This window comes from Neorhizobium galegae bv. orientalis str. HAMBI 540, from assembly GCF_000731315.1.
Taxonomy (GTDB): domain Bacteria; phylum Pseudomonadota; class Alphaproteobacteria; order Rhizobiales; family Rhizobiaceae; genus Neorhizobium; species Neorhizobium galegae.
In genome coordinates, this window is the sequence record NZ_HG938353.1 from 755,099 (window position 1) to 778,914 (window position 23,816).

Sequence of the window (23,816 nt, forward strand, 5' to 3'; positions counted from 1 at the left end):
AAGCTGCCCTTCAGGCTTTCACTGCGATGATGAAGAACCGCGGGAAGCGCAACAGCACCCGCCCGTCGGCCATCGGCGGGTAGGCCTTGGCGATGCGGGCGGTATAGTCGGCCGCAAAGGCTTCGGCATGTGCAGGGCCGGCGGCGTCGAGATAAGGCCGAAGCCCGGTCGCCTTGACCCACTCGACGATCGCCGGCGCATCGCCGAGCGGGTGGTAATAGACCGTGTGCCAGACGTCGACGCGGGCGGCTTTCGGCATCAGCCGGTCGAAATAGGCGGCCGGCGGCGGCAGGACCGGGCGGCGCACCCTGCCGCCTTCGAAGGCTGCCTTCCAAGGGCCGGCGGCACCGGTCTCCTCCATCAGCGTGTGGCTCGGCTCGGAGAGGTTATCCGGCATCTGCACGGCAAGCACGCCGCCGGGCGCCAGGTGGTTCATCAGCCGCGCGAGCACGGCAATATGGTCCGGCACCCATTGGAACACCGCGTTGGCGTAAAGCAGGTCGGCCGGTTCTTCCGGGACCCAGCTGTTGAGATCCGCCTTCAGGAATTGCGTGCCGGACAGGCGCTTGCGCGCCGCCGTCAGCATGTTGTCGTCGCTGTCGAGGCCGGTGACATTGGCGGCCCCGAAACGTGCCGCGATCAGCTCCGTCGAATTGCCCGGGCCGCAGCCGAGGTCATAGGCGCGAGCCACCGAGGCAAGCGGCACCTGCGCCAGAAGATCGCGAGCGGGCCGCGTCCGCTCGTCCTCGAATTTCACATATTGCTCTGCCGACCATGCCATTTCTAGCTTCCTTCAATCGTGTCTCGCTGGAACATGGCACTCCGGTGCGCCGGTCTCCATGGGCAAAAATATCAATTTTTGTGATGATCCATTTCATATTATCGCTTGACCTCGGTGGCGGCCCCGGACTTCACTCACCCCGCAATTTTGAAGCGTTAAGGAGATCGCCATGCCCGTCAATACAGCCCCGCGTACCACCACTTGGACCTTCGTGGACGGCGAATGGCTGGAGGGCAATCCGAAGCTGATCGGACCGACCTCGCATGCAATGTGGCTCGGCTCCACCGTGTTCGACGGCGCCCGCTGGTTCGACGGCATCGCGCCGGACATCGACCTGCATTGCCAGCGCGTCAACCGCTCGGCGAAGAACATGGGCATGCAGCCGGTGATGCAGCCCGAGGAGATCGAGGCGCTCGCCTGGGAAGGCGTCAAGAAGTTCGACGGCAAGACGGCGATCTACATCAAGCCGATGTACTGGTCGGAACACGGCATGCCCTACAGCGTCGTCACCGCCGACCCGGAATCGACCCGTTTCGCGCTCTGCCTGTTCGAAGCGCCGATGCAGACCGCCAAACCCTCGTCGCTCACCGTCTCGCCCTATCGCCGCCCGAACCCGGAAGTGGCGATGACCGGCGCCAAGACCGGCAGCCTTTATCCCAATAGCGGCCGCATGATCATGGAAGCGCGCAACCGCGGCTTCGACAATGCCCTGGCACGCGACATGAACGGCAATGTCGCCGAAACCGCCTCTTCGAACATCTTCATGGTCAAGGACGGGGTGATCATGACGCCGGTCGCCAACGGCACCTTCCTTGCCGGCATCACCCGCTCGCGCGTCATCAACCTCCTGCGCCGCGGTGGTTTCGACGTGCGCGAGACGACCCTGACGGTCGAGGATTTCATGGACGCCGACGAGATCTTCACCTCCGGAAACTATTCCAAGATCGTCCCGGTCAACCGCTTCGAGGAACGCCAGCTCCAGGAAGGCCCGGTCGCCCGCAAGGCGCTCGAACTCTACATGGACTGGGCCCGCTCCCCCGGCGACGAGGCCTGAAACCTTCAGGCTGCGGCGTGCGACACAGGGAATAAGTTAGAATTCGTCGTCCTCGATGTCGTGCCCGCCGCCGAGGCTTTTGCCCCGATGTAGAATGCGCATGATCGTCACGAGGTCGGCATCAATGCGAAAGACGATGCTGGCTTTCCGTTTAAAGCCGACGACGCGGATGCCGGCGCCGAATTCGTCATGTCTCGTGCCGCGGGCGGGGAAGGTTTCAAAGGCCGCGCAGTGGCCGACGAGCTCGTTGATATAGCGCCGGGCAATGGCACGGCCGGCTTTCGGAGCGATGTAGTCATAGAGTTCGGCAAGGTCGGCATCCGCTGCCTGATCGAAAACGACCCGGTATCTCATTCGGGAAGACGGGTGTCTCTGTCGCGCGCATCCATATGCGCATTGATGCGCCGTCGGACTTCGTTGATCGGAATTGCCTTGGAAGGATCATGCGCCGTGACGGTCGGCACGACCTCGTCCCGCAGCCAGCTCTCTATGCCCGCATCATGATCCGCCAGATACCGCAATCCTTCGGCGACAACCTCGCTCTCGTCAGCAAATTCGCCGGACGCGACTTTCTTCTGGACGAGTTCGGCCATGTCTTCCGGGAGGGAGATGGTAATCGATCGGTTCGGGCGCATAGGTCGGTTCCTGTTCGCGGGCAAGCCTATCACAATTGGGCAAGGGCCGCTATTTCGCAGTCGGGTTTAGTAAGCAGTTCGGCGGCACGGTGCTACAGGCAACCCCGCGTCAGTCTCCCTCTACGCCGCCTCACACAAGCCGGACCGCGGCCGTGCCGATGATGATCACCGAGACGGCGATCATCAGGGGTTTGACCGGCAGGTGCCGGACGATGAAGGCGCCAATCGGGGCGGCCAGGATGCCGCCGAGGATGAGGCCGAGGGCGGAGGAGAGTTCCGACCAGCCGAGCGCCACGATGAAGGTCGCGGAAATCACCGTGGTGACGGCGAATTCGGTGAGGTTGGTGGAGCCGATCACCTTTTTCGGGTCGTGACCGCGGCCGAGCAGCGAACTGGTGACGATCGGCCCCCATCCGCCGCCGCCCATCGCATCGAGCAGTCCGCCGGCGCCGCCCACAAAGGGCACGATCCAGTCGCGCACGTCGCGCGGAAATTTCGGTTGAAAGGCCTTGTAGAGGATGAAAAGGCCGACGACGATCAGGTAGACCGAGACGAAGGGTTCGATCGCCTTGCCGTCGATATTCGACAGAACAAAGGCGCCGATCGTCCCGCCGACCATGCCGGCCGGTGCAAGCCTTGCCACCAGCCGCCAATCGACATTGCGGTTATAGAGATGCGAAGCGCCCGAGGCGGCGGTGGTGAAACATTCCGTCACGTGGGTCATGGCGCTTGCAGCGGCGGGCGCAACGCCGACGGCAAGCAGGCTGGTCGTCGTCAGGACCCCGAAGGCCATGCCGAGCGCCCCGTCGATGATCTGTGCAAAAAAGCCGATGGCGACGAAGATCAGGAATTCAGACGTCAGGAAGTCCAATGACATGCAGCCTCCTCTTTGCCACGGGCGTCCGCTTTCAATCCGCAGGCGCGAAGAAAGGTTCCCGTTTCGCTCGCGCGGGAAGGTCGCCAGACGAGCGGAAAAATTGTCGGCCCGTCGTCGTGGTCGCGCATCTGCGCCGCCTGATCCGGTGAGACTACTTCACCGTCAGCTTGTCTGCGGAGATTTGGCCGCCGATCTCGGCCTTGCGGGTCTTCTTGTCGAAGGCGCAGATCGTGCTGATCGTCATGTTGGCGCCGACCGCCTTGCCGGAGACGATGGCGAGCCCGTAGCTCTGGCTGCCGAAGGGATCGACCAGCGCCTTGCCGTTCTCGATCAGCCCCTTGGCGGCGGTCACGCAGGCCTTGGCCACCTCCGAGCGGAAATTGGACCAGGCGTCGTCCGAGGCGGCGTGCGTAACAGTGACGCTGGATGCGAGGAGGACAGCGGCAAGAGCAAAAGTGGTCTTCATCAAACGGGCTCCGAATCGTGATCTGGCCCGTTTCTTGTATCTCGAAATTTCAGCAAGTTCTTGACCCGATTGGCTTGATTTTTGGCAAAGTTACCGTTGCCTCTTGGGCCTTGCGCTCCTATGTTCCCGCACGACGCTTTACCCAGGTATCTGCCGAACCCAGGTAGCTATCGAACAAGGAGTAGACCAATGGCTTTCGAACTTCCCGAACTCCCCTACGACTACGAAGCCCTTTCGCCCTTCATGTCGAAAGAGACGCTCGAATTCCACCACGACAAGCACCACAAGGCTTATGTCGACAACGGCAACAAGCTCGCTGCCGAAGCCGGAATGGCCGATCTGTCGGTCGAGGAAGTCGTCAAGAAATCCTTCGGCACCAACCAGGGCCTCTTCAACAACGCTGCCCAGCATTACAACCATGTCCATTTCTGGAAGTGGATGAAGAAGGGCGGCGGCGGCACCAAGCTGCCGGGCAAGCTCGAGGCGGCAGTCGCCTCCGATCTCGGCGGCTACGACAAGTTCAAGGCTGACCTGATCGCCGCCGGCACCACCCAGTTCGGCTCCGGCTGGGCCTGGCTTTCCGTAAAAGACGGTAAGCTCGTCATCTCCAAGACCCCGAACGGCGAGAACCCGCTGGTTCACGGCGCAGAGCCGATCCTCGGCGTCGACGTCTGGGAACATTCCTATTACATCGACTACCGCAACGCCCGCCCGAAATACCTCGAAGCCTTCGTCGATAGCCTGATCAACTGGGACTACGTCCTCGAACGCTACGAAGCCGCCACGAAGTAATCGAGCGGCTTAATCGTCGGTCTTTTCGAGAATACCCGGTGTCGCAAGGCGCCGGGTGTTTTTGTTTTTTGTCATTCGCGAAGCCTCCAACTTTGAAAGGAAGCAGCATGACCGAACCTTCGATCGAGGCCGTCCTCGCGGAATTGGCGGCCCGCGAGCCGATCTTTCACCGACGCGAATACGGCACCAGCCGGGAAGCTCTCGAAGCCATGACCGACGAGGCCTTTTGGGAAATCGGCGCCAGCGGCCGGGTCTACCGGCGCGACTTCGTGATCGCCAACCTTCTCGAACGATACCGCGAGCCGGAGCCTCACGATTGGCCCTGCCGGGATTTCACCGTCAGCCGCCTCGCCGACGACCTCTACCATCTGTCGTATGTCCTGGAGGAACCCGACCGCCTCAGCCGGCGCTCCACGTTCTGGAGGAGCACGGCGACGGGCTGGAAGATCGTCTTTCACCAGGGAACGGTGATTGCTTGAAGGATGGGTTTTCACGGCCCGCTTGATTTTCCCGCGCAATGATCCAAAATAGTCATAAGTGACCATTTTGGAGGTTGAATTGTCGGAAGTCAGTTTGAAGAATGTCAAGGCGGGCTTTTCCGGCTTTGTCGATCAGGCGGCCGCAGGCGAATTCGTGACGATCACCCGGCACGGCAAGCCGGCAGCCGTGATCGTCAGCGTCGAGGCCGCGGAGGTGGCAAGGAAGGCGCTGCGGAAGGATCGTCCCAGTTTTGTCCGGTATCTCAGGAGTTTTCCGGCTGATATCGACATCGATGACGACGTCTTCGCCAGAAATCCCGCACCGAGCCGCGAGGCCGATCTGTGACGGGGTTTCTTCTCGATACCAATGCCGTTTCGATGTTTTCACCCTCGAAGGCCGGTACCTCTTCGGCATTTGCCGGCTGGGTCGAGGAGCAGGAAAAGCTTGAGACGATCTATCTGTCTGCGGTGACCATCCATGAGATCGAAAAGGGCATTCGATTGTTGGAAGGCAGGGGCGCGACCTCGAAGGCGACACTCATCGAGCTTTTTCTGCAGGGACTGATTGCAGGATATGGCGATCGCATCCTGCCGTTCGATGCTGAGACGGCGCTGGAATCCGGCAGATTGGAAGCCCGGGTCATATCCGCCGGTCATAGTCCCGGCATGGCGGATGCCATGATCGCCGGAACCGCGAGCCTTCGCGGGCTGACGATCATCACCCATAACCTCAAGCACTTCCTCCCTTTCGGCGTGGCGGTGAAGTCACCCGACGAATTGTTGCTCTGATGCTGCAAAGGCCGGCCCGCTGCCGCCATCCCGACCATGTCACACGCCTGTCACAGCCACCGATTACCTCCGCGAAATGCCCCACGAAAAACCGCTCCTCCGCTTCGGCGTGATCGCCGATCCGCAATATGCCGACCTGCCGCCATGGCTGGAAATGAACCGCTATTATGCCAACAGCCTCGATAAACTGCGCCAGGCGATCGGCGTGCTGAATGGCGAGGATCTCTCCTTCGTGGTAACGCTCGGCGATCTCATCGACCGCGGCTGGGAGAGCTACGATCCGGTGCTTGCCGTCTATCAGGGCCTGCGTCACGAGAGCTTTCTGATGCCGGGCAACCACGATTTCTTCGTCGCGCCGACGCAGCTCGGCGATGTCCACAAACGGCTCGGCATGCCGGCCGCCTGGCACGATTTTGCCCGCGGCGGCTTTCGCTTCGTGGTGATCGATGGCAACGAAATCAGCCTGTTTTCAACCCCGGAAGGCCATCCGCGCCACACGCTGGCGCAGCAGCGGCTGAAGACATTGCTGGCCGAAGGCGCGATCAACGCCAAGGAATGGAACGGCGGCATCAGCGACGAACAGTTCGCCTGGCTGGAGGCGGTGCTTGCGCGGGCAAGTGCTGCGGACGAGAAGGTCGTGGTCATGGGCCACTATCCGCTTTACCCCGAAAACGAGCACAATCTCTGGAGTGCCGAGCGGCTGACCGATCTGTTCGCTCGCTCCGGCAATGTCATCGCCTATCTGAACGGCCATAACCACGTCGGCAATCTCGGCCGTGCCGGAAACACCTGGTACGTCAACTTCAAGGGCATGGTCGATACCGAGGCGGAAAATACCTTCGCGGTGATCGAGGTATTCGGCGACCGGATCGAGATCATCGGTTATGGCCGAGAGGAAAGCCGCACCCTCGCTCTCTAGGCTCAGCGGCGCGCGGCCCAGGAAAGCCCGCGCCGCAGGATGCTGCGCATATGCGGATGCTCGAATTCGGCCGCCACATGGCCGAGCGCCGAATAGAAGATCCGTCCCTTGCCAAAATGACGCTTGAAGACGACGGGCATCGTCACATTGCGCACCGCCTCGTCATATTCGCCTGAAAAGGTCGTCGTCGCGAGGATTTCGACCGACGGGTCGTAATGCAGATAATACTGCTCCGACCGGTAGTCGAAATCCGCAATGCCCTGCATCACCGGATCGTTGGGGCGAGTGACGTTGACGCGGTAGTCGATGATATTGCCGGGATGCGCCACCCAGGTGACCCCGGCCAGATAACGGAAGGCAGCACTCTCCTTGAAGGAGGTTGCAAGCGCCCCGTGATGGCCGCCAAGCCCAAGCCCGCCGCGCACCGCCTCGGCAAGCGCATTGGCATGCACCTTTTCCAGCTTTTCGCCGGTAATGATCGGCACCAGCAGGTCGGCAGCGGCGATGGTCTGGGAGCCGAAGATGTCGAGATCGCCCGTAATCTCGACCGAAAACCCGTCCTCGCGAAGGATGGCGCCGGTAATGCCGGCGCATTCCTCCGGCTCATGGATCTTCGATCCGCCCCAGACGATGATTGCCTTACGCATTCGATGTCTCCCATGCCCTGCTGATTCCTGACGAAGCGGGCGCACCATAGGGACAAAGCCGCCGGCTGTCAGGGGAGGGCGAAGGTCACGGGGCGGTCACATCGGCGGACTGGTCCAGCCCTGAACCCACAGCGACCGCAGTTTTTCGCCTTCGCCGCGGAAGAAGCCGTCAGCGAGCTCGCAATGCTCCACCCGGTCGGCGCGGAAATTGCGGATCGCCTGCCTCAGTTCGCACCAGGCGACGATATTGGCCGTCTGCGAATAATAGATCAGCGCCACCGGCCGGATCGTCCGTTCCGTGGCCCGGGCCTGTTCGTCGCGGTAGTCGAGCGCCAGCTTCTGCTCGTCGCGGATCGCCCGGCGGACCATCGCAAGGTCGAGCGCGTCCGGCACCGGTGCGATCGAGCCCCAGGCATGCAGCGCATTGGCGGAAAACGTGCCGGCAAGCGGCGCCGGCACCACGGCGGCGATCTTGCGGTTGACCTGCTTGGCCGCCTGCCGCAACTCCGTGTCGCCGGTCCGTTCCAGCAGCGCCAGCGCGAGCACGATCGCCTCCGTCTCCTCGATCGACAGCATCAGCGGCGGCAGCGTGAAGCCGGGGCGCAGGATATAACCGATGCCGCGCCCGCCTTCGATCGGCACCCGCATCGCCTGAAGCGCCGCGATATCCCGGTAGATGGAGCGCACGGTGACTTCCAGTTGCACGGCGATTTCCGCCGCCGTCACCGGCTTTTTCGCGAGCCGGAGAATCTGGATGATCTCGAACAGGCGCGAGGCCTTGCGCATGCCGGGTTTCCTTGTGGCCAGACGATGGCTACTGACAACACGCTGTCAGTTGGGCTGCCGTATAGGAGCGCATATCCAATTGAAAAACAAGGCTTCGGCATTCGAAGTCGATTATCCAAGGCTCTGGAAACTGACATGACCTATACCGAAAACCTCTGGCTCTTTTTCACGCTTCTCTTCGGCATCATCGTCGTGCCGGGGATGGACATGATCTTCGTGCTCGCCAACTCGCTGACCCGCGGCCGAACGGCGGGGCTTGCCGCAACTGCCGGCATCATCGCCGGCGGGCTGGTGCACTCGCTCTACGGCGCGGTCGGCGTCGGGCTGCTCGCAAGCCTGATGCCTGTGCTGTTCAAGCCGCTGCTGATCGTCGGCGCGCTCTACATGGCCTGGATCGGCGTCAGCCTGATCCGCAGTTCGATCACCGTCGATCATGTCGGTCCGGCGGATACCCGCTCGAACTGGGAAGCGTTCCGGCGCGGCGCGGTGACGTGCCTCATCAATCCCAAGGCCTATCTGTTCATGCTTGCCGTCTATCCGCAGTTCCTGCGGCCGGATTTCGGGCCGCTCGCCCCGCAGGCGACAATCATGGCGGCGATGACGGCCGCGACCCAGTTCGCGATCTATGGCGGTCTCGCCGCCGCCGCCGGCCACGCGCGAAAATTCCTGGTCGGCAACGGCAATGCAACGATCTGGGTCGGGCGGATCGCCGGCCTGCTGCTGCTTGCCGTTTCCATACTGACGCTCTGGGAAGGGGTGATGGCCTAAAGGGCAGGCGGCGGCCGTCCCGCCGGACACAGTTCCTTCATATTCCGTGCCCGCCCGGCAACAGGCGGCCCGCTCGCGGCGTCATGACAGAAAAGTTACTTTTTTCAAACGCATAAGCCGGCAATCATGATCCTCGCAAAACTGCGCCGGCGTGACCGGCTCGATGAGGAGAGGAATGGATGAAGTTTAAACTGATTGCCGCCGCCGCGGCCGTACTCTGTCTTGGCTTTACGGCCGTGACCGCGCAGGAAACCCCGATTGCCAAGCGCCAGGCGCTGATGAAGGGTATTGGCGGCGCAGCCGGCGCGCTCGGCGGTATCGCCAAGGGCGAAAAGCCCTATGATCAGGCTGTGGTCCGCACGGCACTGACCACGATCAGCACCAATATCAAGGCCTTCCCCGATCAGTTCCCGGCGGGCTCCGAGACCGGCGACAAGACCAAGGCGGCACCGGCCATCTGGGAAAAGAACGCCGAATTCCGTGGGAACGCACAGAAGCTCGGTTCCGATGCGGAGGCTGTTCTGGCGTCCATGCCGGCAGACCAAGCCGCTGTCGGCAAGGCCCTGCAGACACTCGGTGGCAACTGCAGCACCTGCCATCAGAACTTTCGCCTGAAGTAACTGTACCTATCTTCGAATGAAAGGCGGCCGCAGTCTTCTGCGGCCGCCCTCGTATGATCTCGTTACGCTGGAGGAAGGCGATGGCCTCGATTTTGTCCAAGATCCTGGCGGCTGGCGTCGTGGTGATCGCTGCGGGTGCAGCCACCGCCTGGGCGCTGACCAAGCCCGATCCCTATCCGGATTCCCATTGGGCAGGTCTCGGCGCGCCGGATCTCGCCAAGGGCGAACAGCTTTTCTGGGCCGGCGGCTGTGCAGGCTGTCATGCCGCAACCGGTGCCACCGGCGATGCCCTGAAGGTCTTGTCCGGCGGCAGGCCACTGCCGAGCCCGTTCGGCACGTTCCATATTCCCAATATCTCGCCCGACCCGAAAGCCGGCATCGGCGACTGGACGCTGGCGCAGTTCGGCAATGCCACCACCCGCGGCGTCGGGCCGGACGGCAAACACCTCTTCCCGTCCTTCCCCTACGGCTCCTATTCCAGGCTCTCGGCCAAGGACGTCAACGATCTCTTTGGTTACCTCAAGACCCTGCCGGCGAGCACCAATGTCGCGCCGCCGCACGAGCTGCCGTTCCCCTTTAATATCCGGCTGGCGGTCGGCGGCTGGAAATTCCTCTATTTCAGCGATCAGCCGCGGGTGCAGCTCGCGTCGGCCGACGACAAGGTCAGGCGCGGCCAGTTCCTGGTCGAAGGGCCTGGCCATTGCGGCGAATGTCATACACCGCGCGACGCGACGGGCGGTTTTCTCCCCGACCGCTGGCTCGCCGGCGGCCCGAACCCGGAAGGCAAGGGAACCATTCCCAATATCACGCCGGGCTCGAAGGATATCGGCTCCTGGAGCGAGAGCGACATCGCCGGTTATCTCGAAACCGGTTTCACCCCGGATTTCGACACGGTCGGCGGCTCCATGGTTGAAGTGCAGCAGAACCTCGCGCATCTGCCGAAAAGCGATCTCGAAGCGATCGCGGCCTATCTGAAGACGGTGCCGTCGCGATAGGTGGATTGCTTGCAAAATCTGCTAGCATGGATTAAAGTGCTAGCATGAACAGCAAGCAGCGCAAGACGCTTGGCGCCATATTTCGGGATCCGGTGTCGCCGTCCATCGATTGGAGCGACGTCGAAAATCTTTTGATCGCCATTGGATGCCGTCTGCTGGAGGGCAACGGCTCGCGAGTTCGTTTTGAAAAAGACGGACTGGTCGCGTTCTTCCATCGACCCCACCCGGATAAGGAAGCGAAGCGATATCAGATCAAGGATGCGCGGCTTTTTCTGTCTCAGTTAGGAATAGAGCCATGAATGTCTTGGAATATAAGGGATACTCGGCCCGTATCGAATTCGATGCCGAAGATGAGATTTTTGTCGGGCACATCGCCGGCATTGCCGATGTCGTCGGCTTTCACGCCGATTCCGTCGCCGATCTCAAGACCGCCTTCCACGAGGCGGTCGACGATTATCTGGAAACCTGTGAGCGGCTCGGAAGATCGCCGCACAAGCCCTATTCCGGCCGGGTGATGTTTCGCATCGACCCCGACGTGCATGCCCGAGCCGCAAAGGCAGCCGAGCTTGCTGGAAAGAGCCTCAACGAATGGGCAGGCGAAGTCCTGGCCAAGGCCGCCGGATAGGCCTCGGCCGCGGATATCACGCGAGCGCCTGCGTATAGCGCATGCCGGTGACCGGGCGCGGCTTGAAATCCATCTGTTCGTAGAAGCGGTGGGCGGCGAAATTGCCGGTGGCGGCGCTGACCGAAAGATAATCGCAGCCGACATTTTTGGCGATTTCGCGGGCGCGTGACACAAGATGCTGGCCGATGCCGTGGCCGCGATGGCCGTCGCGCACGAAGAGGTGGTGCAGGTCCATGCCGCGGGTACCTTCCTGCGCCCGGTAGAGCGGCACGAGGATGGCGTAGCCGATCAGATCCGAGCCGGTATCGGCGACAAGCGCGCTGATCCAGGGCATGGCGCCGAACAGGTCGCGCTCGAGTTTTTCTGGGGTGATGGCGGCGGGGTCGTTGTGATGCGCGGCGAGCAGCGCGATCATCTCGTTGAGTTCCGGCAGGTCGCGCGATTTCGCGTTGCGGATCGTCACGACCGGCGGGCGGGGCAGGGTGATATCGGTATCTTCGGTCATTTCCGGCATCCTTTTTCGGTCTTCTTGCCGTCAGGTGCCGTTTGAAACAACAAAGCCGCCTGACGGCGGCTTGTTGACATGGTGATCTGTCGAGCCGCCCTTTAAAGGAAGGCCCAAAAATACGAGCAGGCGGTGGTCGTGCGCGTGTTGATCATGGCGCCTAGATGCTCCCGATCTCAAACCTTGTCAAGCGTGATCCGCGAAACGGTTGGCGGCCACCATGATCGCCTCCGTCATGCCCCGGTCGGCGGTCGAATGGCCGGCATTCTCGATCATCGCCAGCTCACTCCCGGGCCAGGCTTTTGCCAGATCGAAAGCCGTCGCCGGCGGCCCCTGCAGGTCGAGCCGGCCCTGGATCAGCACGCCGGGTATCCCGGCAAGCCTGCGGGCCTCGCGCAAAAGCTGGCCATCCTCCAGCCAGGCGCGGTTCTCGAAATAGTGGACGCAGAGCCGCGCCCGGGCGAGCACGAAAGCCGCATCCTGCCAGCGGGCCGGCAGTCCTGCCTGCGGTTCCGCCGAGATCGAGCCTGTTTCCCAATGATGCCAGTCGAAAGCGGCTTTCTGGCGGGTGGCCGGGTCGTCGTCGTTGAGAAGCGCATGGTAGGCGGAAACGGGATGGCGGTCGCGCAAGGGCTCCGGAATGGCCGCGACGAACTTTTCCCAGGCCTCCGGCAGGAAGATCGACAGCCCGTTATAGAGCCAGTCGATCTCGGCCCAGCGTGTCGTTGTGACGCCGGCAAGGATGACCGCGCGGACGTGTTCGGGAAACGCCTGCGCATAGGCAAGCGCCAGCGTAGCGCCCCAGGAGGAGCCGAACACCAGCCAGCGTTCCGCCTGTAACTGCTCCCGCAAAGCCTCTATGTCGTCGATCAGATGCTGCGTCGTGTTATCGGCAAGCGCGTTGCCGAAATCGCCGGCATTCGGCGTGCTTTTGCCGCAGCCGCGCTGGTCGAACTGGATGATGCGCCACACCGCCGGATCGAAATGCCGCCTGGCGCTGTCCGACATCCCCGACCCGGGGCCACCATGCAGCAGGAGCGCCGGTTTGCCGTTGGGGTTGCCGGAGAGGGCAAAGAAGATCCGGTTGCCGTCGGGCCTGTCGAGGAAGCCGGTCTGGTATGGGGCGAGGGCGGGGAAGAGGGTGGGCGGCGTGGTTGGCATCTGTTCGGTCATCTGCATTCCTTCCCGTTGCGTCTCCACCCCGCCCGTCCAATGCGCGGTTCCGATAGGCGCCTTCCTGCTTGCCGATTGCTCGTGATGGAGTATATTACATCAGGCATCACGAGGCCTCGAATGGCGAAAGCGACACTGGTTCAGAGGACGCGTAGCTATCTGCGGGAAGGCGTGTTCGTTGAAGTCGTGATCTGGCAGGTGCCGGCTTCGCTACGCGGAAGCGCTCATGAATTCAAGTACAGCATGGCGCTGGTGGCCGGAGGCGAGTGCGTGTTGCGATATGACAATGAAGCCGGAAAAGGCGATCACAGGCATTTCGGTACGCTGGAAACAGCCTATTTTTTCAAGGATATCGACCAGCTCTTGGCCGATTTCACTGCCGACGTGAGAGGATGGCTGCGTGACAACGCTTAAGGTGAAGATCGAAACGCTCGAACAGTCCATGGCATCGGTTTCTGAAGCCGTCAAGGCGTCCAAAGTCGGTAAGCGCAGGCCCGCAATGAGTGTATTGTCCTTTCCGTCCTGGGAGATGCTTCATCGTGTTCTGGCGCCGAAACGGCTCGAAATCGTGCAGGCTATGACGGGCCAGGGGCCTTTGAGCATTCGAGAGGTGGCCCGCAGGGTCGACCGGGATTTCAAGGGTGTGCACAGCGACGTGGACATGTTGCTGGTCAGTGGCGTTATCGATAAGGCCGAGGGCGGGGGGATCGTCTTTCCCTATGATCGTATCCACCTGGAATTCGACATCGAGGCTGCCGCTTGAGGCAAGCCGTCGCCGCCCGTCAATGCTCCCCCTCGCACAGCCCGTGGTCCGACAGCGCCCGGATCACATAACAGTCCTCGATCGAATGGCCGTCGCAGTGCGAGATGATCCGTTCGAGTTCGTGCTCCAGCTTCTTCAGCTTTTCGATCTTTTCGCGCACGGCGACCAGATGATCGGCGGCGATCCTGTCGGCGTTGACGCAGGGGAGGTCGGGGTGCTGGCTGAGCGCGATCAGTTCGCGGATCGCCGGAATGTCGAGCCCGAGGTCGCGGGCGTGGCGGATGAAGGCGAGCCGTTCGAGGTCGTTTCGCTCATACCGCCGCTGGTTGCCCTCCGAACGTTCCGCCGCTTCGATAAGGCCCATCTGCTCGTAATAACGGATGGTCGGCACCTTGACGCCGGTGCGTTTCGAAAGATCGCCGATCGACAGCATGGCTGAAAATTCCTCTTGTAGCTCTAGTCACTAGAGGAACTATCTAGTCAGTCATCGGCATGAAGGCAAGCGGGGGGACATGGCGCCGATCGCCAACGTAAAACGGCTACAGCCCTGACTGACAAGGCTGCAGCCGCTGAAGGCTCTATAATCTTACATGGAGAGCAGCGGATCGTCCTCGATGCCGTTCTGCTGCTGTTTCTGCGCGTTGCCCTGTGCAAGGGCTGCTGGATTGCCGCCCATGTCCATCGCGGCTTCCTGTTTCTCGCCGTTGACGCCCATGGCTTCGAGGATCGCCTTGCGGATCTCGGCCTCGATCGCTTCGCGGTCTTCCGCCGACATGGTCTTGAGATCGTCTTCGGTGAGATCCTTGTCCTTGAGATACTGTTCGCGGATGCGCTCGGCGAAGGTCTTCTTGGCGAGACCCATGAACTCGTCCTCGTATTTCGTCGAGGGCGCCTCGCCAAGCCAGGTATCGCCGGGGTTCTGGTCGATGTCGACACCCTGGCTTTCCATCGTCCAGAGGCTATCGGCCAGTTTTGCGCCGAACACCGTGTCGCTGCCGGTCATGCCGCCCGATACGGACTGCCGCGGTGCTGCGTAGTCATTGGCGCTGCCGCCCGAAGCATTCTTGTCGCCGCCGTTCTTGCCAAGGACACCATAAAGAGATGCATAATATGGGTTGGTGCTGCCAATCGTCGTCATCGCGACTCTCCTCGTGTGGGACCACTAGTGGCTTAGGTCCCGAAACGTGCACGGAGCTTTCGGATTCCACTTGTGAAATATCGGTAGCCTGGGTATGGTTACATGTAACCATAGGTGCTTTTCATGCCAGCAAAGCCTAAGTCATCGCGAGAAAAGGTTCGGCAACACCGAGAGCGGTTGCGAGACCAAGGCCTGCGGCCTGTGCAAATCTGGGTTCCCGATGTCCGGTCTGCTGCCTTTAAGGCGGAGGCATACCGCCAATCGCTCGCCACGGCTGCAAGTGCCGGTGCCGCCGAAGACCAGGCCTTTGTCGATTCTATTGCGGACTGGGCCGACGAGTGAAGCGCGGCGAGGTCTGGACTGTTTCCGGCGGTAATGACTATGCTGGTAAGCCGCGTCCCTGCGTCGTGGTGCAGGATGATAGCTTCGGTGGAACGGATTCGGTCACGATCTGCATCTTCACGACCTACGAAGTGGATGCTCCGCTGTTCCGTCTCCATGTCCGGCCTGATGAACGCAATGGCCTGCATCAGGCTTCATGGCTGACGGTCGACAAGATCGCCACAGTTCCCCGCAGCAAGATCGGTGAACGTTTGGGGCGGCTGCGCGACGACGACATCCTGCGCCTCAATCGCTCCGCGCTGGTTTTCCTTGGTCTCGCGTCTCCACGTTTGGCTTAGGTCTGCTTCAAACCCCCTCGACCGGAAAACTGGACTCAATTGCAATTAGGTCTATAAGAATATAGGGTACCCCCCTATATTACGCGGAGACGCTCATGGCGCATACCATCCGGGAAAAGGCAAAGCTTCTGGCGCGGGTGCGCCGGTTGAAGGGGCAGATGGAGGCGGTCGAGCGAGCGCTCGAGGCCGAGGCGCCCTGCGGCGAGGTGCTGCAATTGCTCGCCTCGATCCGTGGCGCGCTTTCCGGGCTCACCGGAGAAGTCATGGAGGATCATCTGCGCGAGCATGTGCTGCATGCCGATGACGAGAAACAGAGGGCGCAGGCGGTGGACGAGCTCGCCGAGGCGCTCCGCACCTATATCCGCTGATCGAGACGAAGGAGAAGACAATGGCCCATTCCATCGAGGAGCTGAAGCACGAGCACGTGTTTCTGGGCGCCGACCACGAGCGCAACGAGCGCAAGGTCTGGCTGGTGATCGCGTTGACCGCCGCGATGATGGTGGCGGAAATCGTCGCCGGCTCGGTCTTCGGTTCGATGGCGCTGACCGCCGACGGCTGGCATATGTCCACTCATGCAGGCGCAATGCTGATTGCGGCGCTCGCTTATCTCTATGCCCGCCGCCAGGCCCGCAATCCGCGCTACACGTTCGGCACCGGCAAGCTTGGCGATCTCGCTGGCTTCGCGAGCGCCATCGTGCTCGCCCTGATCGCGCTGCTGATCGCCTGGGAGAGTTTTGTCCGTCTCGCCAACCCGGTGGCGATCGATTTCGACCAGGCGATCTTCGTGGCCGTGGCCGGGCTGGCGGTCAACCTGCTCAGCGCCTGGCTGCTGCGGGAGGATCATCATCCCCATCACGGTGGCCATGCCCATGACGGCGGTCATCATCACGGCGGCCATCACGGACATCATGGCGCCCATGCGCACGGGGCTGCCAAGGATCACAATCTGCGCGCCGCCTACCTGCATGTTCTTGCCGATGCGCTGACCTCGGTGCTGGCGATCGTCGCGCTCGCTCTCGGTCGCTCCTATGGCTGGTCCTGGCTGGATCCGGTCATGGGCGTGGTTGGCGGCCTGGTGATCGCGCGCTGGTCCTGGGGGCTGATCCGGGTGACTGCGACGATATTGCTGGATGCACAGCCGGATGACGCGGAGTTGGCGGGCAAAATCCGCCGGAGCGTTGAGACGGAGGAGGACAGGATTTCCGACCTGCATGTCTGGCAGGTGGGGCCGGGGCACCATGCGGCAATCGTCGCGCTGGTCACGCCAAACCCCCGGGCGCCGTCCTTCTACAAGGATAAGCTCCGGAGCATCCGGGATCTGTCGCATGTGACGGTGGAAGTCACGCCGGCTGGAACGGCGTAGTCGGACTTATTAGAATTCGGCGAATTCCTGGTAACGGCCTTCGACCCAGTCCTTCCTAATGCCTCGGACCTGCATGTCGACGTTTGCGGAACCCGCGTCGTCGATTTCCATGACCCACAGCGCATTGGCAAGCGAAGACGACAGCAGCGTACTGCTTCCCGTCAAAGCGTTCGGAGAACGCTGGGCGGCGACGGCTTCACGCTGGGGCGCTTCTTCGACTTTCCGGTCCATCTCTTGTGCCCGGTTGGGATAATAATAGCCGTTGAGGCCGCTATCGATCTTCATGGCGAAACGCCCGTGTTCAGAATGGTTAACAAATAGTTAACGCACGAAGCTTGCGCGAGGCTTGCGCCTGATGTTGCGGTTTGACGGCAGGGGCTTGACAAAAAAATGACAATGAACGGCTGTTCGCTGCGTTCCGTATCCGTTCCAGTTGTTGGTAAACCTGCCGGATATCGCCTGCGGTTTCCGGCCGCTCAAGATAAAGTCGCTCTGGCGGGCGAAGACCGAGCCACGCCCGGGAGGTGAAAGATGACAGCATGGCAGACGATCGGAATGACGATGCCTGCCGTCGGACGTTCAGCCTTCCATGGCGCGGGCCATTTCGGCGAGCTTGCGAACCGTGTTGAAATTGCGCGACGTGCCCGGTTTCAGGGCCGGAAGCTTCAGTTTCGATTTGCCCGAGCCGATCGGATAATGGACATAGATCTCGCGCCCGGCGATGACGGCTTCCTCGCCATCCGGCGCGACCATCTTGTCGAGTGCATCTTTGGTGGCCTTCTCGGGCAGGAAAAGCACAAGTAGGAAATTCGGCTTGGCCTTGGGGAAGGGCGCATTTTCGACGATCGCCTCCAGCTCCTGCGTCGAACGAACCATGACGCCCGGCTTCTTGCCGAATTTTTTGCCGAGGGTCTCGTCAAGCTTCTCGGCAACCTTCGCCTCCGCCTCGTCGGACCGGAACAGTACATTGCCGCTCTGGATATAGGTCTTGACGTCGGTGAAGCCGAGCCCTTCGCAGATGGACTTCAGTTCGGTCATCGGGAGTGCCGTGCCGGAGACATTCACGGCGCGGAGCAGGGCAATGTAGACAGTCATCGATTCTCCTCCTACCTTCCCTCAGCCGTAAAGTGGGGAACGGCTACACACCCACCTCTCCTCATCCCTGTGCTTGTCACAGGGATCCAGCAGCGCCGCGTCTGCGGCGCGGGAGACCCTTTCACGCGAAGGACTTCGCGTAGCTGGATTCCTGTGACAAGCACAGGAATGAGGGAACAAAGGTGTTGCCCGCGATCAGTCGACGTTCGATATGCCGCCGCCCCTCAAGGCTGCTACATCTTCCCCGCCACCTTGATTGCAAACGCATATTCGAACGCGATCTCCTCCAGCCGCTGGAAGCGTCCCGACTTGCCGCCGTGGCCGGCCGCCATGTTGGTCTTCAACAGGATCGGCGCGGTGCCGGTCGAGAATTCGCGGACCTTGGCGACCCACTTGGTCGGCTCCCAGTAGGTGACGCGCGGGTCGGTCAGGCCGGAAATGGCGAGAATCGGCGGGTAGGGTTTCGCCTCGACATTGTCGTAAGGCGAGTAGGCGGCGATCCACTGGTATTCTTCGAGGCTGTCGATCGGGTTGCCCCATTCCGGCCATTCCGGCGGGGTCAGCGGCAGCGTGTCGTCGAGCATGGTGTTCAAGACATCAACGAAGGGCACGGCGGCGATGATGCCGGCGAATTTTTCCGGTGCCATGTTGGCGATGCCGCCCATCAGCATGCCGCCGGCCGATCCGCCTTCGGCGATGATGTTCGCGTAGGACGTGAACTTCTCTTGATTCAGATAATCAGCAGCGGCGATGAAGTCTTTGAACGTGTTCTGCTTGTGCTCCATCTTGCCGGTCTCGTACCAGGCAAAACCCTTGTCCTTGCCGCCGCGAATATGGGCGATGGCATAAACGAAGCCGCGATCCGCGAGCGACAGGTTGTTGGTCGAGAATCCGGCCGGAATGGTGATGCCGTAGGCGCCGTAGCCGTAAAGCAGGCAGGGCGCCGAACCGTCGAGCGGCGTATCTTTCCGGTAGAGCAGCGAGACCGGCACCAGTTCGCCGTCATGCGCCGGCGCCATCACCCGGCGGGTGACGTAATCGTCCGGATTGTGGCCCGACGGCACTTCCTGGGTCTTCAGAAGCACCCGCTCGCGGGTCCTCATGTCGTAGTCGTAGAGCTGGCTCGGCGTCGTCATCGACGAATAGGAAAAGCGGATGACGTCGCTGTCGTATTCGGCGGCCCCCTGCAGGCCGAGCGAATAGGCCTCTTCGGCAAAGGCGATCGCATGTTCCTCGCCGGTCGTCCGGTCGCGGATGATGATCTGCGGCAGCCCGTCCTTGCGCTGCAGCCACAGAAGATAACGGGCGAACGCCATGTGGCTGATGATCAGCCGGCCCGGCTCGTGCGGCACGACCTCGGTCCAGTTCTGCTTGCCCGGCGCGTTAACCGGCGTCTGCATGATCTTGAAGTCTTTGGCGTCGCCGTCATTGGTGAGGATGTAGAAGACGTCGCCGCCTTCGGTCATCGAATATTCGATGCCTTCTTCGCGTGCCGCAACCAACGCCGGCTCGACCGTCAGGTCCCTGGTCGAGAGCAGCCGATATTCCGACGTTTCGTGGTCGTGGATGTCGATATAGATGAAGTCGTCGAGCAGCGAGCCGCCGACGCCCATGAAGAAGCCCGGGTCCTCTTCCTCATAGACCAGCCGGTCTTCCGATTGCGGCTGGCCGACGATGTGGTGGAAGACTTTCGAGGGCCGGTGGTTCTCGTCCTGCAGCGTGTAGAAGAAGCTCTTGCCGTCAGGTGCCCAGACCCCGCCGCCGCCGGTATTCTCGACCACGTCGGCAAGGTCTTCGCCCGTGGCAAGGTCGCGGATGCGCAGGGTGAAATATTCCGACCCCTTGTCGTCGTAACCCCAGATGCCGCGGGAATGGTCGCTCGTGTGGTCGATGCCGGAGAGGCGGAAATAGTCCTTGCCCACGGCTTCCTTGTCCCCGTCGAGCAGGAGGTGTTTTTCGCCACCGTCGCGCGGGGTGCGGAAATAATGCGGCTGCTCGCCGCCGGTCACGAACAGCGTGCCATAGGCGAACCGCCCGTCCTTCATCGGCACGGAGCTGTCGTCTTCCTTGATGCGGCCGCGCATCTCGGCAAACAGCTTTTTCTGCAGCTCGGCCGTGTCGCCCATGGCCGCTTCCATATAGGCGTTCTCGGCCTCCAGATGCTTGCGGATTTCCGGATCGAGGAGCGACGGATCCTTGAACATCGCCTGCCAGTTATCAGCCCGGAACCAGGCATAGTCGTCGGTGCGGGTAATGCCGTGGCGGGTATCGGAGACCGGCTTCTTGGGCGCAACGGGAGCGGCAGGAAGATTGGCGAAAGGCGATAGGCGGGAGGTGGCCAAGGAAGCACTCCGGTTATGAGGCGAGGAGTGCCAGAGATAGGGGGCGCCTGGGCGCTAGGCAAGCGGGTTGCTTCTGGAATGCTTAGCCGAGGGCGGCCTGCAATGAAGGTTGGGAAATATCTCGGCCCACATCATGTGCGGCCTCGATCCAGCTTTCGATCGCGTCCTGTACGTTGGAAATGGCATCCTGCGGAGTCTCGCCATCGCTCATGCAGCCGGGAAGATCAGGTACGGTCGCCAGAAAACCGCCGCCATCTTCTGGAAGGAGCGGTGAGACGAGAACCGGGTAGCGCAGTTTGGTCATTGTTCACCCCCTTGATCACATCATCCTATTTCCCGTTCTGGTAGGTGGTCAATTGCGTAACCGTCTCATAGTTTCCGGCCGTCCGAGTCATATTGGATAGGAAATGACATGATAAAAACCTGGTCACTCGCAGCATTGGCTCTTCTTTCCGCCCTACCGGCGCATGCTCTCGATGCCCACATCGTCCGGCAGCTCGATGCGCTCGCCCCGGATGAACGGCGCGAACAGCGCTGCGATATCGAGGCGATGGATCGCATCAAAAAGGACAACAAGGGCGAGTTCAAGCCGGACAAGGTGATCGCTTATACCTTTTCCCAGCCGGTCGAAGATGGCAACGCCATCCGGGCACCGGGCGCTGTTTTCCGCAGTGCCGGCGACTGGTATCGGCTCAAATACAAGTGCGAGACCGGCGACAAGGGCCTGGAAGTGATGTCCTTCGACTACAAGATCGGTTCGAAAGTCCCGCGCGAAGAGTGGGAAAAGTATTACCTCTACGACTGAGGTCATCCCGGCAGATGCGGCACCGTCTTCCGGTCGGGGAAAAGCTCATTCAGCACCGTCATCATGATGAGGGAAAGCGGCAGGGCGAGCATCGCCCCGACCGCACCCCACATCCAGGTCCAGAACAGGATGGCGATGAAGACGATGAAGGGATTGATCTCCCACTGCCGGCCCATGATCGCCGGGAAGAGCAGGTTCTCCATCGCAAGGTGGACGGTGAAGAAAATAGCCGCCGGGATCAGGCCGAGGAAGAAAGCGTCATGGGTGAGAATGCCGGCGATCGCTACCGAAACCGTCATCAGCGTGATGCCGACGAACGGGATGAAGCTTGAGACGAAGGCGAACAGGCCCCATAGCACAGGCATGGAAAGCCCGCCGAAATAGGCGATCAGCGCCATTACCACCCCAAGCCCCAGATAGAGGAGGCTGGCCGTCGCGAAATAATAGCCGAGCACCTCGTCGATCGAGTTGAGCACCCGGATTGCCATCAGCCGCTGCCGGCGTGTCGGGAAGGCGAGAATGATGGTGCGCCGCAGCCGTAGCCGGCCGTAGAGGAAGAGCAGCAGGGCCGCAAAGAAGATCATTCCCTGGACGATCGCCGGCGTCAGGTTGGCGGTGACGATGCCGAGAATATTGCCGGAATTCTCGATCAGCGACTGCATCGACATCGGCCCGGTCTCGAATGTCGCGGGCGAGACGTTGATCCAATGTTGGCTTTCAAGGAAGGGCTTGATGCGGTCGATGGTCCGCTCGATGAAGTTCGGGCCTTCCTGGATCAGCTTCGCGACCGGTTCAGCAAGCGAATTGATGATCAGGAACAGGGCCGCGAAGACCAGCGTCGAGAGAATGAAGGCAATGCCGAAACGGGGCACGCCGGCTTTGCCGAGACGATCCGCGACCAGCCCGAGGATCAGGCCGACGACGACGGCGAGCGTGACGGGGATCAGGATCAGCGACATGTAATGGACGAGCGAGAAGAACACGATCGCGAAAATGCCGATCACCGCCCAGGCCATCGCGACGTCCAGCGCCTCGCGCCCAAGCGGCAGGTTCTCCACCACGTCGATCTCTTCCGGGTGCAGCAGCGCCTCCTTGCGCTGGGCCGGCATCTCCGTCAGGTGTTTCTTCAGCTTGCCATTGCCGCGCGCGCTCATGTTTTTCGTGTCCAGAGGTCCCCGTGATCGCTCTCAACGCGAAAGCGGCACTCCGGTTCCGGAGCGCCGCTGTCGGGCGGAACGAGGTACGGTACTCAGGCGGCGAGCGTCAGGCCGATGCCCCACGGGTCCTTCAGCGACCAGCCTTCGGCGGTCTTGGTCGTGGCGATTTCCTGGGTTGCGAGCGCCGTCAGCGCCCTGTCGAGCGCCGCTTTGTCGTTGAACCGGACCGTGTAATCCGAAAGCCCGGTCATATTGTTTTCGCGAGCTTTTGCGCCGCGGCTGTTCCAGATATTGGCGGCGATATGGTGGTGGTAGTCGCCGGTTGCAAAGAAGCTGGCGCCCGGATACCGCGCCATCACCTTCAGGCCCAGCACGTCGCGATAGAAGGCGTCTGCCTGCGGAATATCGCCGACCTGCAGATGGATATGACCAACGGCCGTGCCGTCCGCCATGCCGTCGAAAGACTGCTTCGGAGCGCTGTTGTAGAGTTCCTGCAGGTTCAGGCGTTCCGTCGCCATGGCGATCGTGCCGTCCGGCTGATAGGTCCATTCCTGCGGGGTTCGGTCGCGGTAGATCTCGATTCCGTTGCCTTCAGGGTCGGATAGATAGATCGCCTCGCTGACGAGGTGATCGGAGGCACCCTCCAGCCGGATATTGTTGTCGGCGGAATGTGCCAGCCAGTGGGCTAGCTCCTGCCGGTTTGGCACCAGGAAAGCAGTGTGGAACAGGCCGGCGGCATTGCGCGGCGCACGGGCAACGTTTTTGCCGGTCGAAAGAGTCAGGAGCGGCTGGCCGTTAACGCCCAGCACTTCGCCGCTCGGGTTCTTTTCGATGACCTTCAGGCCGATAATGTTCTGGTAGAAGCCGGAAACCAGGGCCAGGTCGCTGACGACCAGATGCGCGCCGCGTATATGGGCCGGGCGGGTCAGGGCGAAGGGTTGCATGACGTCGGACATATCGAAATCCTTTCGGGCGCCGGGCGGATCGAAACGCCCTGTTGCATCTTATATGGCCCATGCCCATCGTTCACGATAGGGCGCGAACTGGCGATGGATCGTCTCCAAATTGTGGACAATGGGCGGGTTTGACCTTGGTCAAGGCGGTTTGGACCATACGAAGCTACAATGGTGAAAAGCAGGAAGGAGATCGCATGTACAAGAAGATCATCGTCGCGGTGGATGTTTCCGCTCTGGAAAAGGGCGAGCGCATCCTGCGCACTGCGGCGAACCTGCTCGACACGGGCGGCACGATCCTGATCGTCAACGTGGTCGAGGATATGCCCGCTTATCTCGTCTCCGAGCTGACCATCGATCTGACAGTTGCGGCCCGTCAGGATGCCGAACGGCAACTCGTCGAGCTTCGCGAAAAAGCCGGCATCGAGGCCGATATCGAAATCCGCCAGGGCGCGCCGGCGCGCGAAATCCTGGCCGCTTCGGAAGAGCAGGGCGCCGATCTGATCATCGTCGCCTCGCATATCCCGGACCTGTCGAACTACCTGATCGGTGCCACTGCCGACCGCGTCGTGCGCCACGCCACATGCTCGGTCCTCGTCGACCGCTGAG

General features: G+C 61.5%; 36 protein-coding genes. 19 read left to right on the forward strand and 17 right to left on the reverse strand.

Annotated features, from left to right (window positions below):
- Positions 1-10: 10 nt before the first annotated feature.
- Positions 11-781: a trans-aconitate 2-methyltransferase gene (gene tam, locus RG540_RS03765; RefSeq protein WP_038584733.1), complete on the reverse strand. Its 771-nt coding sequence runs from the start codon at positions 779-781 to the stop codon at positions 11-13.
- A 169-nt stretch (positions 782-950) separates the two neighbouring features.
- Between tam and RG540_RS03770 the strand changes: the two genes are divergently transcribed.
- Complete coding sequence (locus tag RG540_RS03770) at positions 951-1,835, forward strand: branched-chain amino acid aminotransferase (RefSeq protein ID WP_038584736.1); 885 nt, start codon at positions 951-953, stop codon at positions 1,833-1,835.
- A gap of 36 nt (positions 1,836-1,871) precedes the next feature.
- Here RG540_RS03770 and RG540_RS03775 read toward each other — a convergent pair whose 3' ends face one another.
- The 4 genes from RG540_RS03775 to RG540_RS03790 form a co-directional block, all read right to left on the reverse strand.
- Positions 1,872-2,189: a type II toxin-antitoxin system RelE/ParE family toxin gene (locus RG540_RS03775; protein ID WP_046601542.1), complete on the reverse strand. Its 318-nt coding sequence runs from the start codon at positions 2,187-2,189 to the stop codon at positions 1,872-1,874.
- On the reverse strand, positions 2,186-2,470 hold the full coding sequence (locus RG540_RS03780; protein ID WP_038584739.1) for a ribbon-helix-helix domain-containing protein: 285 nt from the start codon (positions 2,468-2,470) through the stop codon (positions 2,186-2,188). The genes RG540_RS03775 and RG540_RS03780 overlap by 4 nt, the downstream gene beginning before the upstream one ends.
- A 130-nt stretch (positions 2,471-2,600) precedes the next feature.
- Positions 2,601-3,347 carry a sulfite exporter TauE/SafE family protein gene (locus RG540_RS03785; protein WP_407668863.1) on the reverse strand — a complete coding sequence of 249 codons (747 nt, stop codon included), beginning with the start codon at positions 3,345-3,347 and terminating at the stop codon, positions 2,601-2,603.
- Positions 3,348-3,498: 151 nt separating this feature from the next.
- Positions 3,499-3,813 carry a hypothetical protein gene (locus tag RG540_RS03790; RefSeq protein WP_038584742.1) on the reverse strand — a complete coding sequence of 105 codons (315 nt, stop codon included), beginning with the start codon at positions 3,811-3,813 and terminating at the stop codon, positions 3,499-3,501.
- Positions 3,814-4,002: 189 nt separating this feature from the next.
- Between RG540_RS03790 and RG540_RS03795 the strand changes: the two genes are divergently transcribed.
- The 5 genes from RG540_RS03795 (at position 4,003) to RG540_RS03815 (ending at position 6,792) form a co-directional block, all read left to right on the forward strand.
- Entirely contained in the window at positions 4,003-4,605 is a 603-nt protein-coding gene (locus RG540_RS03795) for a superoxide dismutase (protein ID WP_038584745.1), read from the forward strand.
- Between the two features lie 107 nt (positions 4,606-4,712).
- Positions 4,713-5,084: a nuclear transport factor 2 family protein gene (locus tag RG540_RS03800; protein WP_080724877.1), complete on the forward strand. Its 372-nt coding sequence runs from the start codon at positions 4,713-4,715 to the stop codon at positions 5,082-5,084.
- Positions 5,085-5,163: 79 nt separating this feature from the next.
- Entirely contained in the window at positions 5,164-5,430 is a 267-nt protein-coding gene (locus tag RG540_RS03805; RefSeq protein ID WP_038584748.1) for a type II toxin-antitoxin system Phd/YefM family antitoxin, read from the forward strand.
- Positions 5,427-5,873 (forward strand): type II toxin-antitoxin system VapC family toxin, encoded by a 447-nt coding sequence (locus tag RG540_RS03810; RefSeq protein ID WP_038584750.1) that lies wholly within the window; start codon positions 5,427-5,429, stop codon positions 5,871-5,873. The genes RG540_RS03805 and RG540_RS03810 overlap by 4 nt, the downstream gene beginning before the upstream one ends.
- A 76-nt stretch (positions 5,874-5,949) precedes the next feature.
- Positions 5,950-6,792, forward strand: a complete 843-nt coding sequence (locus tag RG540_RS03815; protein WP_038584753.1) for a metallophosphoesterase — start codon at positions 5,950-5,952, stop codon at positions 6,790-6,792.
- Between the two features lie 2 nt (positions 6,793-6,794).
- On the opposite strand, the gene RG540_RS03820 is transcribed toward RG540_RS03815, so the two are convergent.
- Positions 6,795-7,439: a ThuA domain-containing protein gene (locus RG540_RS03820; RefSeq protein WP_038584756.1), complete on the reverse strand. Its 645-nt coding sequence runs from the start codon at positions 7,437-7,439 to the stop codon at positions 6,795-6,797.
- Positions 7,440-7,535: 96 nt separating this feature from the next.
- Positions 7,536-8,225 carry a helix-turn-helix transcriptional regulator gene (locus tag RG540_RS03825; protein ID WP_038584759.1) on the reverse strand — a complete coding sequence of 230 codons (690 nt, stop codon included), beginning with the start codon at positions 8,223-8,225 and terminating at the stop codon, positions 7,536-7,538.
- A 135-nt stretch (positions 8,226-8,360) separates the two neighbouring features.
- Between RG540_RS03825 and RG540_RS03830 the strand changes: the two genes are divergently transcribed.
- The 5 genes from RG540_RS03830 (at position 8,361) to RG540_RS03850 (ending at position 11,233) form a co-directional block, all read left to right on the forward strand.
- Positions 8,361-8,993: a LysE family translocator gene (locus RG540_RS03830; protein ID WP_038584762.1), complete on the forward strand. Its 633-nt coding sequence runs from the start codon at positions 8,361-8,363 to the stop codon at positions 8,991-8,993.
- Between the two features lie 179 nt (positions 8,994-9,172).
- The gene (locus RG540_RS03835; RefSeq protein WP_038584765.1) at positions 9,173-9,613 is read left to right on the forward strand and encodes a c-type cytochrome; all 441 of its coding nucleotides are present in this window, start codon (positions 9,173-9,175) and stop codon (positions 9,611-9,613) included.
- An 80-nt stretch (positions 9,614-9,693) separates the two neighbouring features.
- Positions 9,694-10,608 (forward strand): cytochrome c, encoded by a 915-nt coding sequence (locus RG540_RS03840; protein WP_038584768.1) that lies wholly within the window; start codon positions 9,694-9,696, stop codon positions 10,606-10,608.
- Positions 10,609-10,652: 44 nt separating this feature from the next.
- A complete protein-coding gene (locus RG540_RS03845; RefSeq protein WP_038584771.1) occupies positions 10,653-10,907 on the forward strand; it encodes a type II toxin-antitoxin system HicA family toxin in 255 nt (84 codons plus the stop codon).
- Positions 10,904-11,233 (forward strand): type II toxin-antitoxin system HicB family antitoxin, encoded by a 330-nt coding sequence (locus RG540_RS03850; RefSeq protein ID WP_038584774.1) that lies wholly within the window; start codon positions 10,904-10,906, stop codon positions 11,231-11,233. The genes RG540_RS03845 and RG540_RS03850 overlap by 4 nt, the downstream gene beginning before the upstream one ends.
- 16 nt (positions 11,234-11,249) lie before the next feature.
- Here the strand turns inward: RG540_RS03850 and RG540_RS03855 are convergent, their stop codons facing one another.
- Positions 11,250-11,738 carry a GNAT family N-acetyltransferase gene (locus RG540_RS03855; RefSeq protein ID WP_407668864.1) on the reverse strand — a complete coding sequence of 163 codons (489 nt, stop codon included), beginning with the start codon at positions 11,736-11,738 and terminating at the stop codon, positions 11,250-11,252.
- Between the two features lie 186 nt (positions 11,739-11,924).
- Positions 11,925-12,911, reverse strand: a complete 987-nt coding sequence (pip, locus tag RG540_RS03860) for a prolyl aminopeptidase (RefSeq protein WP_244446617.1) — start codon at positions 12,909-12,911, stop codon at positions 11,925-11,927.
- A gap of 120 nt (positions 12,912-13,031) precedes the next feature.
- On the opposite strand from pip, the gene RG540_RS03865 reads away from it, so the two are divergent.
- Both RG540_RS03865 and RG540_RS03870 read left to right on the forward strand, forming a co-directional pair.
- Positions 13,032-13,325: a toxin-antitoxin system TumE family protein gene (locus RG540_RS03865; RefSeq protein ID WP_038584779.1), complete on the forward strand. Its 294-nt coding sequence runs from the start codon at positions 13,032-13,034 to the stop codon at positions 13,323-13,325.
- Positions 13,312-13,674 (forward strand): HVO_A0114 family putative DNA-binding protein, encoded by a 363-nt coding sequence (locus RG540_RS03870; protein ID WP_038584782.1) that lies wholly within the window; start codon positions 13,312-13,314, stop codon positions 13,672-13,674. Before RG540_RS03865 ends, RG540_RS03870 begins: the two co-directional genes overlap by 14 nt.
- Positions 13,675-13,693: 19 nt before the next feature.
- On the opposite strand, the gene RG540_RS03875 is transcribed toward RG540_RS03870, so the two are convergent.
- Positions 13,694-14,107 (reverse strand): MerR family transcriptional regulator, encoded by a 414-nt coding sequence (locus RG540_RS03875; protein ID WP_038541031.1) that lies wholly within the window; start codon positions 14,105-14,107, stop codon positions 13,694-13,696.
- 153 nt (positions 14,108-14,260) lie between these two features.
- Positions 14,261-14,812: a hypothetical protein gene (locus RG540_RS31045; protein WP_051909231.1), complete on the reverse strand. Its 552-nt coding sequence runs from the start codon at positions 14,810-14,812 to the stop codon at positions 14,261-14,263.
- Positions 14,813-14,935: 123 nt separating this feature from the next.
- Between RG540_RS31045 and RG540_RS03885 the strand changes: the two genes are divergently transcribed.
- The 4 genes from RG540_RS03885 (at position 14,936) to dmeF (ending at position 16,855) form a co-directional block, all read left to right on the forward strand.
- Positions 14,936-15,154 (forward strand): antitoxin MazE family protein, encoded by a 219-nt coding sequence (locus RG540_RS03885; RefSeq protein WP_038584785.1) that lies wholly within the window; start codon positions 14,936-14,938, stop codon positions 15,152-15,154.
- A complete protein-coding gene (locus RG540_RS03890; protein WP_038584788.1) occupies positions 15,151-15,492 on the forward strand; it encodes a type II toxin-antitoxin system PemK/MazF family toxin in 342 nt (113 codons plus the stop codon). Before RG540_RS03885 ends, RG540_RS03890 begins: the two co-directional genes overlap by 4 nt.
- A 95-nt stretch (positions 15,493-15,587) precedes the next feature.
- Positions 15,588-15,860 (forward strand): Ni(II)/Co(II)-sensing transcriptional repressor DmeR, encoded by a 273-nt coding sequence (gene dmeR, locus RG540_RS03895; protein WP_038584791.1) that lies wholly within the window; start codon positions 15,588-15,590, stop codon positions 15,858-15,860.
- A gap of 20 nt (positions 15,861-15,880) precedes the next feature.
- Positions 15,881-16,855, forward strand: coding sequence for a CDF family Co(II)/Ni(II) efflux transporter DmeF (gene dmeF, locus RG540_RS03900; RefSeq protein WP_038584794.1), 975 nt, complete (start codon positions 15,881-15,883; stop codon positions 16,853-16,855).
- Positions 16,856-16,864: 9 nt separating this feature from the next.
- Here the strand turns inward: dmeF and RG540_RS03905 are convergent, their stop codons facing one another.
- From RG540_RS03905 to RG540_RS03920, 4 genes are all read right to left on the reverse strand, one after another.
- Positions 16,865-17,140 carry a hypothetical protein gene (locus RG540_RS03905; protein WP_038584797.1) on the reverse strand — a complete coding sequence of 92 codons (276 nt, stop codon included), beginning with the start codon at positions 17,138-17,140 and terminating at the stop codon, positions 16,865-16,867.
- Positions 17,141-17,434: 294 nt separating this feature from the next.
- The gene (locus RG540_RS03910) at positions 17,435-17,950 is read right to left on the reverse strand and encodes a DUF1697 domain-containing protein (protein ID WP_038584800.1); all 516 of its coding nucleotides are present in this window, start codon (positions 17,948-17,950) and stop codon (positions 17,435-17,437) included.
- A 233-nt stretch (positions 17,951-18,183) separates the two neighbouring features.
- Positions 18,184-20,292 carry a S9 family peptidase gene (locus tag RG540_RS03915; RefSeq protein WP_038584803.1) on the reverse strand — a complete coding sequence of 703 codons (2,109 nt, stop codon included), beginning with the start codon at positions 20,290-20,292 and terminating at the stop codon, positions 18,184-18,186.
- An 82-nt stretch (positions 20,293-20,374) separates the two neighbouring features.
- Positions 20,375-20,596, reverse strand: a complete 222-nt coding sequence (locus tag RG540_RS03920; RefSeq protein ID WP_038584806.1) for a type II toxin-antitoxin system HicB family antitoxin — start codon at positions 20,594-20,596, stop codon at positions 20,375-20,377.
- A 108-nt stretch (positions 20,597-20,704) separates the two neighbouring features.
- Here RG540_RS03920 and RG540_RS03925 point away from each other — a divergent pair, with 108 nt between their 5' ends.
- Complete coding sequence (locus RG540_RS03925) at positions 20,705-21,097, forward strand: DUF930 domain-containing protein (RefSeq protein WP_038584808.1); 393 nt, start codon at positions 20,705-20,707, stop codon at positions 21,095-21,097.
- 2 nt (positions 21,098-21,099) lie between these two features.
- Here RG540_RS03925 and RG540_RS03930 read toward each other — a convergent pair whose 3' ends face one another.
- Positions 21,100-22,206: an AI-2E family transporter gene (locus RG540_RS03930; RefSeq protein ID WP_407668896.1), complete on the reverse strand. Its 1,107-nt coding sequence runs from the start codon at positions 22,204-22,206 to the stop codon at positions 21,100-21,102.
- Between the two features lie 140 nt (positions 22,207-22,346).
- Positions 22,347-23,210, reverse strand: coding sequence for a VOC family protein (locus RG540_RS03935; RefSeq protein ID WP_038584812.1), 864 nt, complete (start codon positions 23,208-23,210; stop codon positions 22,347-22,349).
- 194 nt (positions 23,211-23,404) lie between these two features.
- Between RG540_RS03935 and RG540_RS03940 the strand changes: the two genes are divergently transcribed.
- On the forward strand, positions 23,405-23,815 hold the full coding sequence (locus RG540_RS03940) for a universal stress protein (RefSeq protein ID WP_038584815.1): 411 nt from the start codon (positions 23,405-23,407) through the stop codon (positions 23,813-23,815).
- Position 23,816: the final 1 nt, after the last annotated feature.

Excerpts from the sequence above, each read along its gene's own strand:
- RG540_RS03775 (WP_046601542.1), bottom strand. The coding sequence starts at position 2,189 with ATGAGATACCGGGTCGTTTTCGATCAGGCAGCGGATGCCGACCTTGCC.
- RG540_RS03885 (WP_038584785.1), top strand. The coding sequence starts at position 14,936 with ATGCCAGCAAAGCCTAAGTCATCGCGAGAAAAGGTTCGGCAACACCGA.
- RG540_RS03820 (WP_038584756.1), bottom strand. The coding sequence starts at position 7,439 with ATGCGTAAGGCAATCATCGTCTGGGGCGGATCGAAGATCCATGAGCCG.
- RG540_RS03930 (WP_407668896.1), bottom strand. The coding sequence starts at position 22,206 with ATGCCGGCCCAGCGCAAGGAGGCGCTGCTGCACCCGGAAGAGATCGAC.
- RG540_RS03940 (WP_038584815.1), top strand. The coding sequence starts at position 23,405 with ATGTACAAGAAGATCATCGTCGCGGTGGATGTTTCCGCTCTGGAAAAG.
- RG540_RS03800 (WP_080724877.1), top strand. The coding sequence starts at position 4,713 with ATGACCGAACCTTCGATCGAGGCCGTCCTCGCGGAATTGGCGGCCCGC.
- RG540_RS31045 (WP_051909231.1), bottom strand. The coding sequence starts at position 14,812 with ATGACGACGATTGGCAGCACCAACCCATATTATGCATCTCTTTATGGT.
- RG540_RS03935 (WP_038584812.1), bottom strand. The coding sequence starts at position 23,210 with ATGTCCGACGTCATGCAACCCTTCGCCCTGACCCGCCCGGCCCATATA.
- dmeF (WP_038584794.1), top strand. The coding sequence starts at position 15,881 with ATGGCCCATTCCATCGAGGAGCTGAAGCACGAGCACGTGTTTCTGGGC.
- tam (WP_038584733.1), bottom strand. The coding sequence starts at position 781 with ATGGCATGGTCGGCAGAGCAATATGTGAAATTCGAGGACGAGCGGACG.
- RG540_RS03925 (WP_038584808.1), top strand. The coding sequence starts at position 20,705 with ATGATAAAAACCTGGTCACTCGCAGCATTGGCTCTTCTTTCCGCCCTA.
- RG540_RS03780 (WP_038584739.1), bottom strand. The coding sequence starts at position 2,470 with ATGCGCCCGAACCGATCGATTACCATCTCCCTCCCGGAAGACATGGCC.
- RG540_RS03865 (WP_038584779.1), top strand. The coding sequence starts at position 13,032 with ATGGCGAAAGCGACACTGGTTCAGAGGACGCGTAGCTATCTGCGGGAA.
- RG540_RS03905 (WP_038584797.1), bottom strand. The coding sequence starts at position 17,140 with ATGAAGATCGATAGCGGCCTCAACGGCTATTATTATCCCAACCGGGCA.
- RG540_RS03840 (WP_038584768.1), top strand. The coding sequence starts at position 9,694 with ATGGCCTCGATTTTGTCCAAGATCCTGGCGGCTGGCGTCGTGGTGATC.
- RG540_RS03835 (WP_038584765.1), top strand. The coding sequence starts at position 9,173 with ATGAAGTTTAAACTGATTGCCGCCGCCGCGGCCGTACTCTGTCTTGGC.
- RG540_RS03855 (WP_407668864.1), bottom strand. The coding sequence starts at position 11,738 with ATGACCGAAGATACCGATATCACCCTGCCCCGCCCGCCGGTCGTGACG.
- RG540_RS03770 (WP_038584736.1), top strand. The coding sequence starts at position 951 with ATGCCCGTCAATACAGCCCCGCGTACCACCACTTGGACCTTCGTGGAC.
- RG540_RS03920 (WP_038584806.1), bottom strand. The coding sequence starts at position 20,596 with ATGACCAAACTGCGCTACCCGGTTCTCGTCTCACCGCTCCTTCCAGAA.
- RG540_RS03815 (WP_038584753.1), top strand. The coding sequence starts at position 5,950 with ATGCCCCACGAAAAACCGCTCCTCCGCTTCGGCGTGATCGCCGATCCG.
- RG540_RS03790 (WP_038584742.1), bottom strand. The coding sequence starts at position 3,813 with ATGAAGACCACTTTTGCTCTTGCCGCTGTCCTCCTCGCATCCAGCGTC.
- RG540_RS03795 (WP_038584745.1), top strand. The coding sequence starts at position 4,003 with ATGGCTTTCGAACTTCCCGAACTCCCCTACGACTACGAAGCCCTTTCG.
- RG540_RS03875 (WP_038541031.1), bottom strand. The coding sequence starts at position 14,107 with ATGCTGTCGATCGGCGATCTTTCGAAACGCACCGGCGTCAAGGTGCCG.
- RG540_RS03825 (WP_038584759.1), bottom strand. The coding sequence starts at position 8,225 with ATGCGCAAGGCCTCGCGCCTGTTCGAGATCATCCAGATTCTCCGGCTC.
- RG540_RS03910 (WP_038584800.1), bottom strand. The coding sequence starts at position 17,950 with ATGACTGTCTACATTGCCCTGCTCCGCGCCGTGAATGTCTCCGGCACG.
- RG540_RS03830 (WP_038584762.1), top strand. The coding sequence starts at position 8,361 with ATGACCTATACCGAAAACCTCTGGCTCTTTTTCACGCTTCTCTTCGGC.
- RG540_RS03785 (WP_407668863.1), bottom strand. The coding sequence starts at position 3,347 with ATGTCATTGGACTTCCTGACGTCTGAATTCCTGATCTTCGTCGCCATC.
- RG540_RS03845 (WP_038584771.1), top strand. The coding sequence starts at position 10,653 with ATGAACAGCAAGCAGCGCAAGACGCTTGGCGCCATATTTCGGGATCCG.
- pip (WP_244446617.1), bottom strand. The coding sequence starts at position 12,911 with ATGACCGAACAGATGCCAACCACGCCGCCCACCCTCTTCCCCGCCCTC.
- dmeR (WP_038584791.1), top strand. The coding sequence starts at position 15,588 with ATGGCGCATACCATCCGGGAAAAGGCAAAGCTTCTGGCGCGGGTGCGC.
- RG540_RS03850 (WP_038584774.1), top strand. The coding sequence starts at position 10,904 with ATGAATGTCTTGGAATATAAGGGATACTCGGCCCGTATCGAATTCGAT.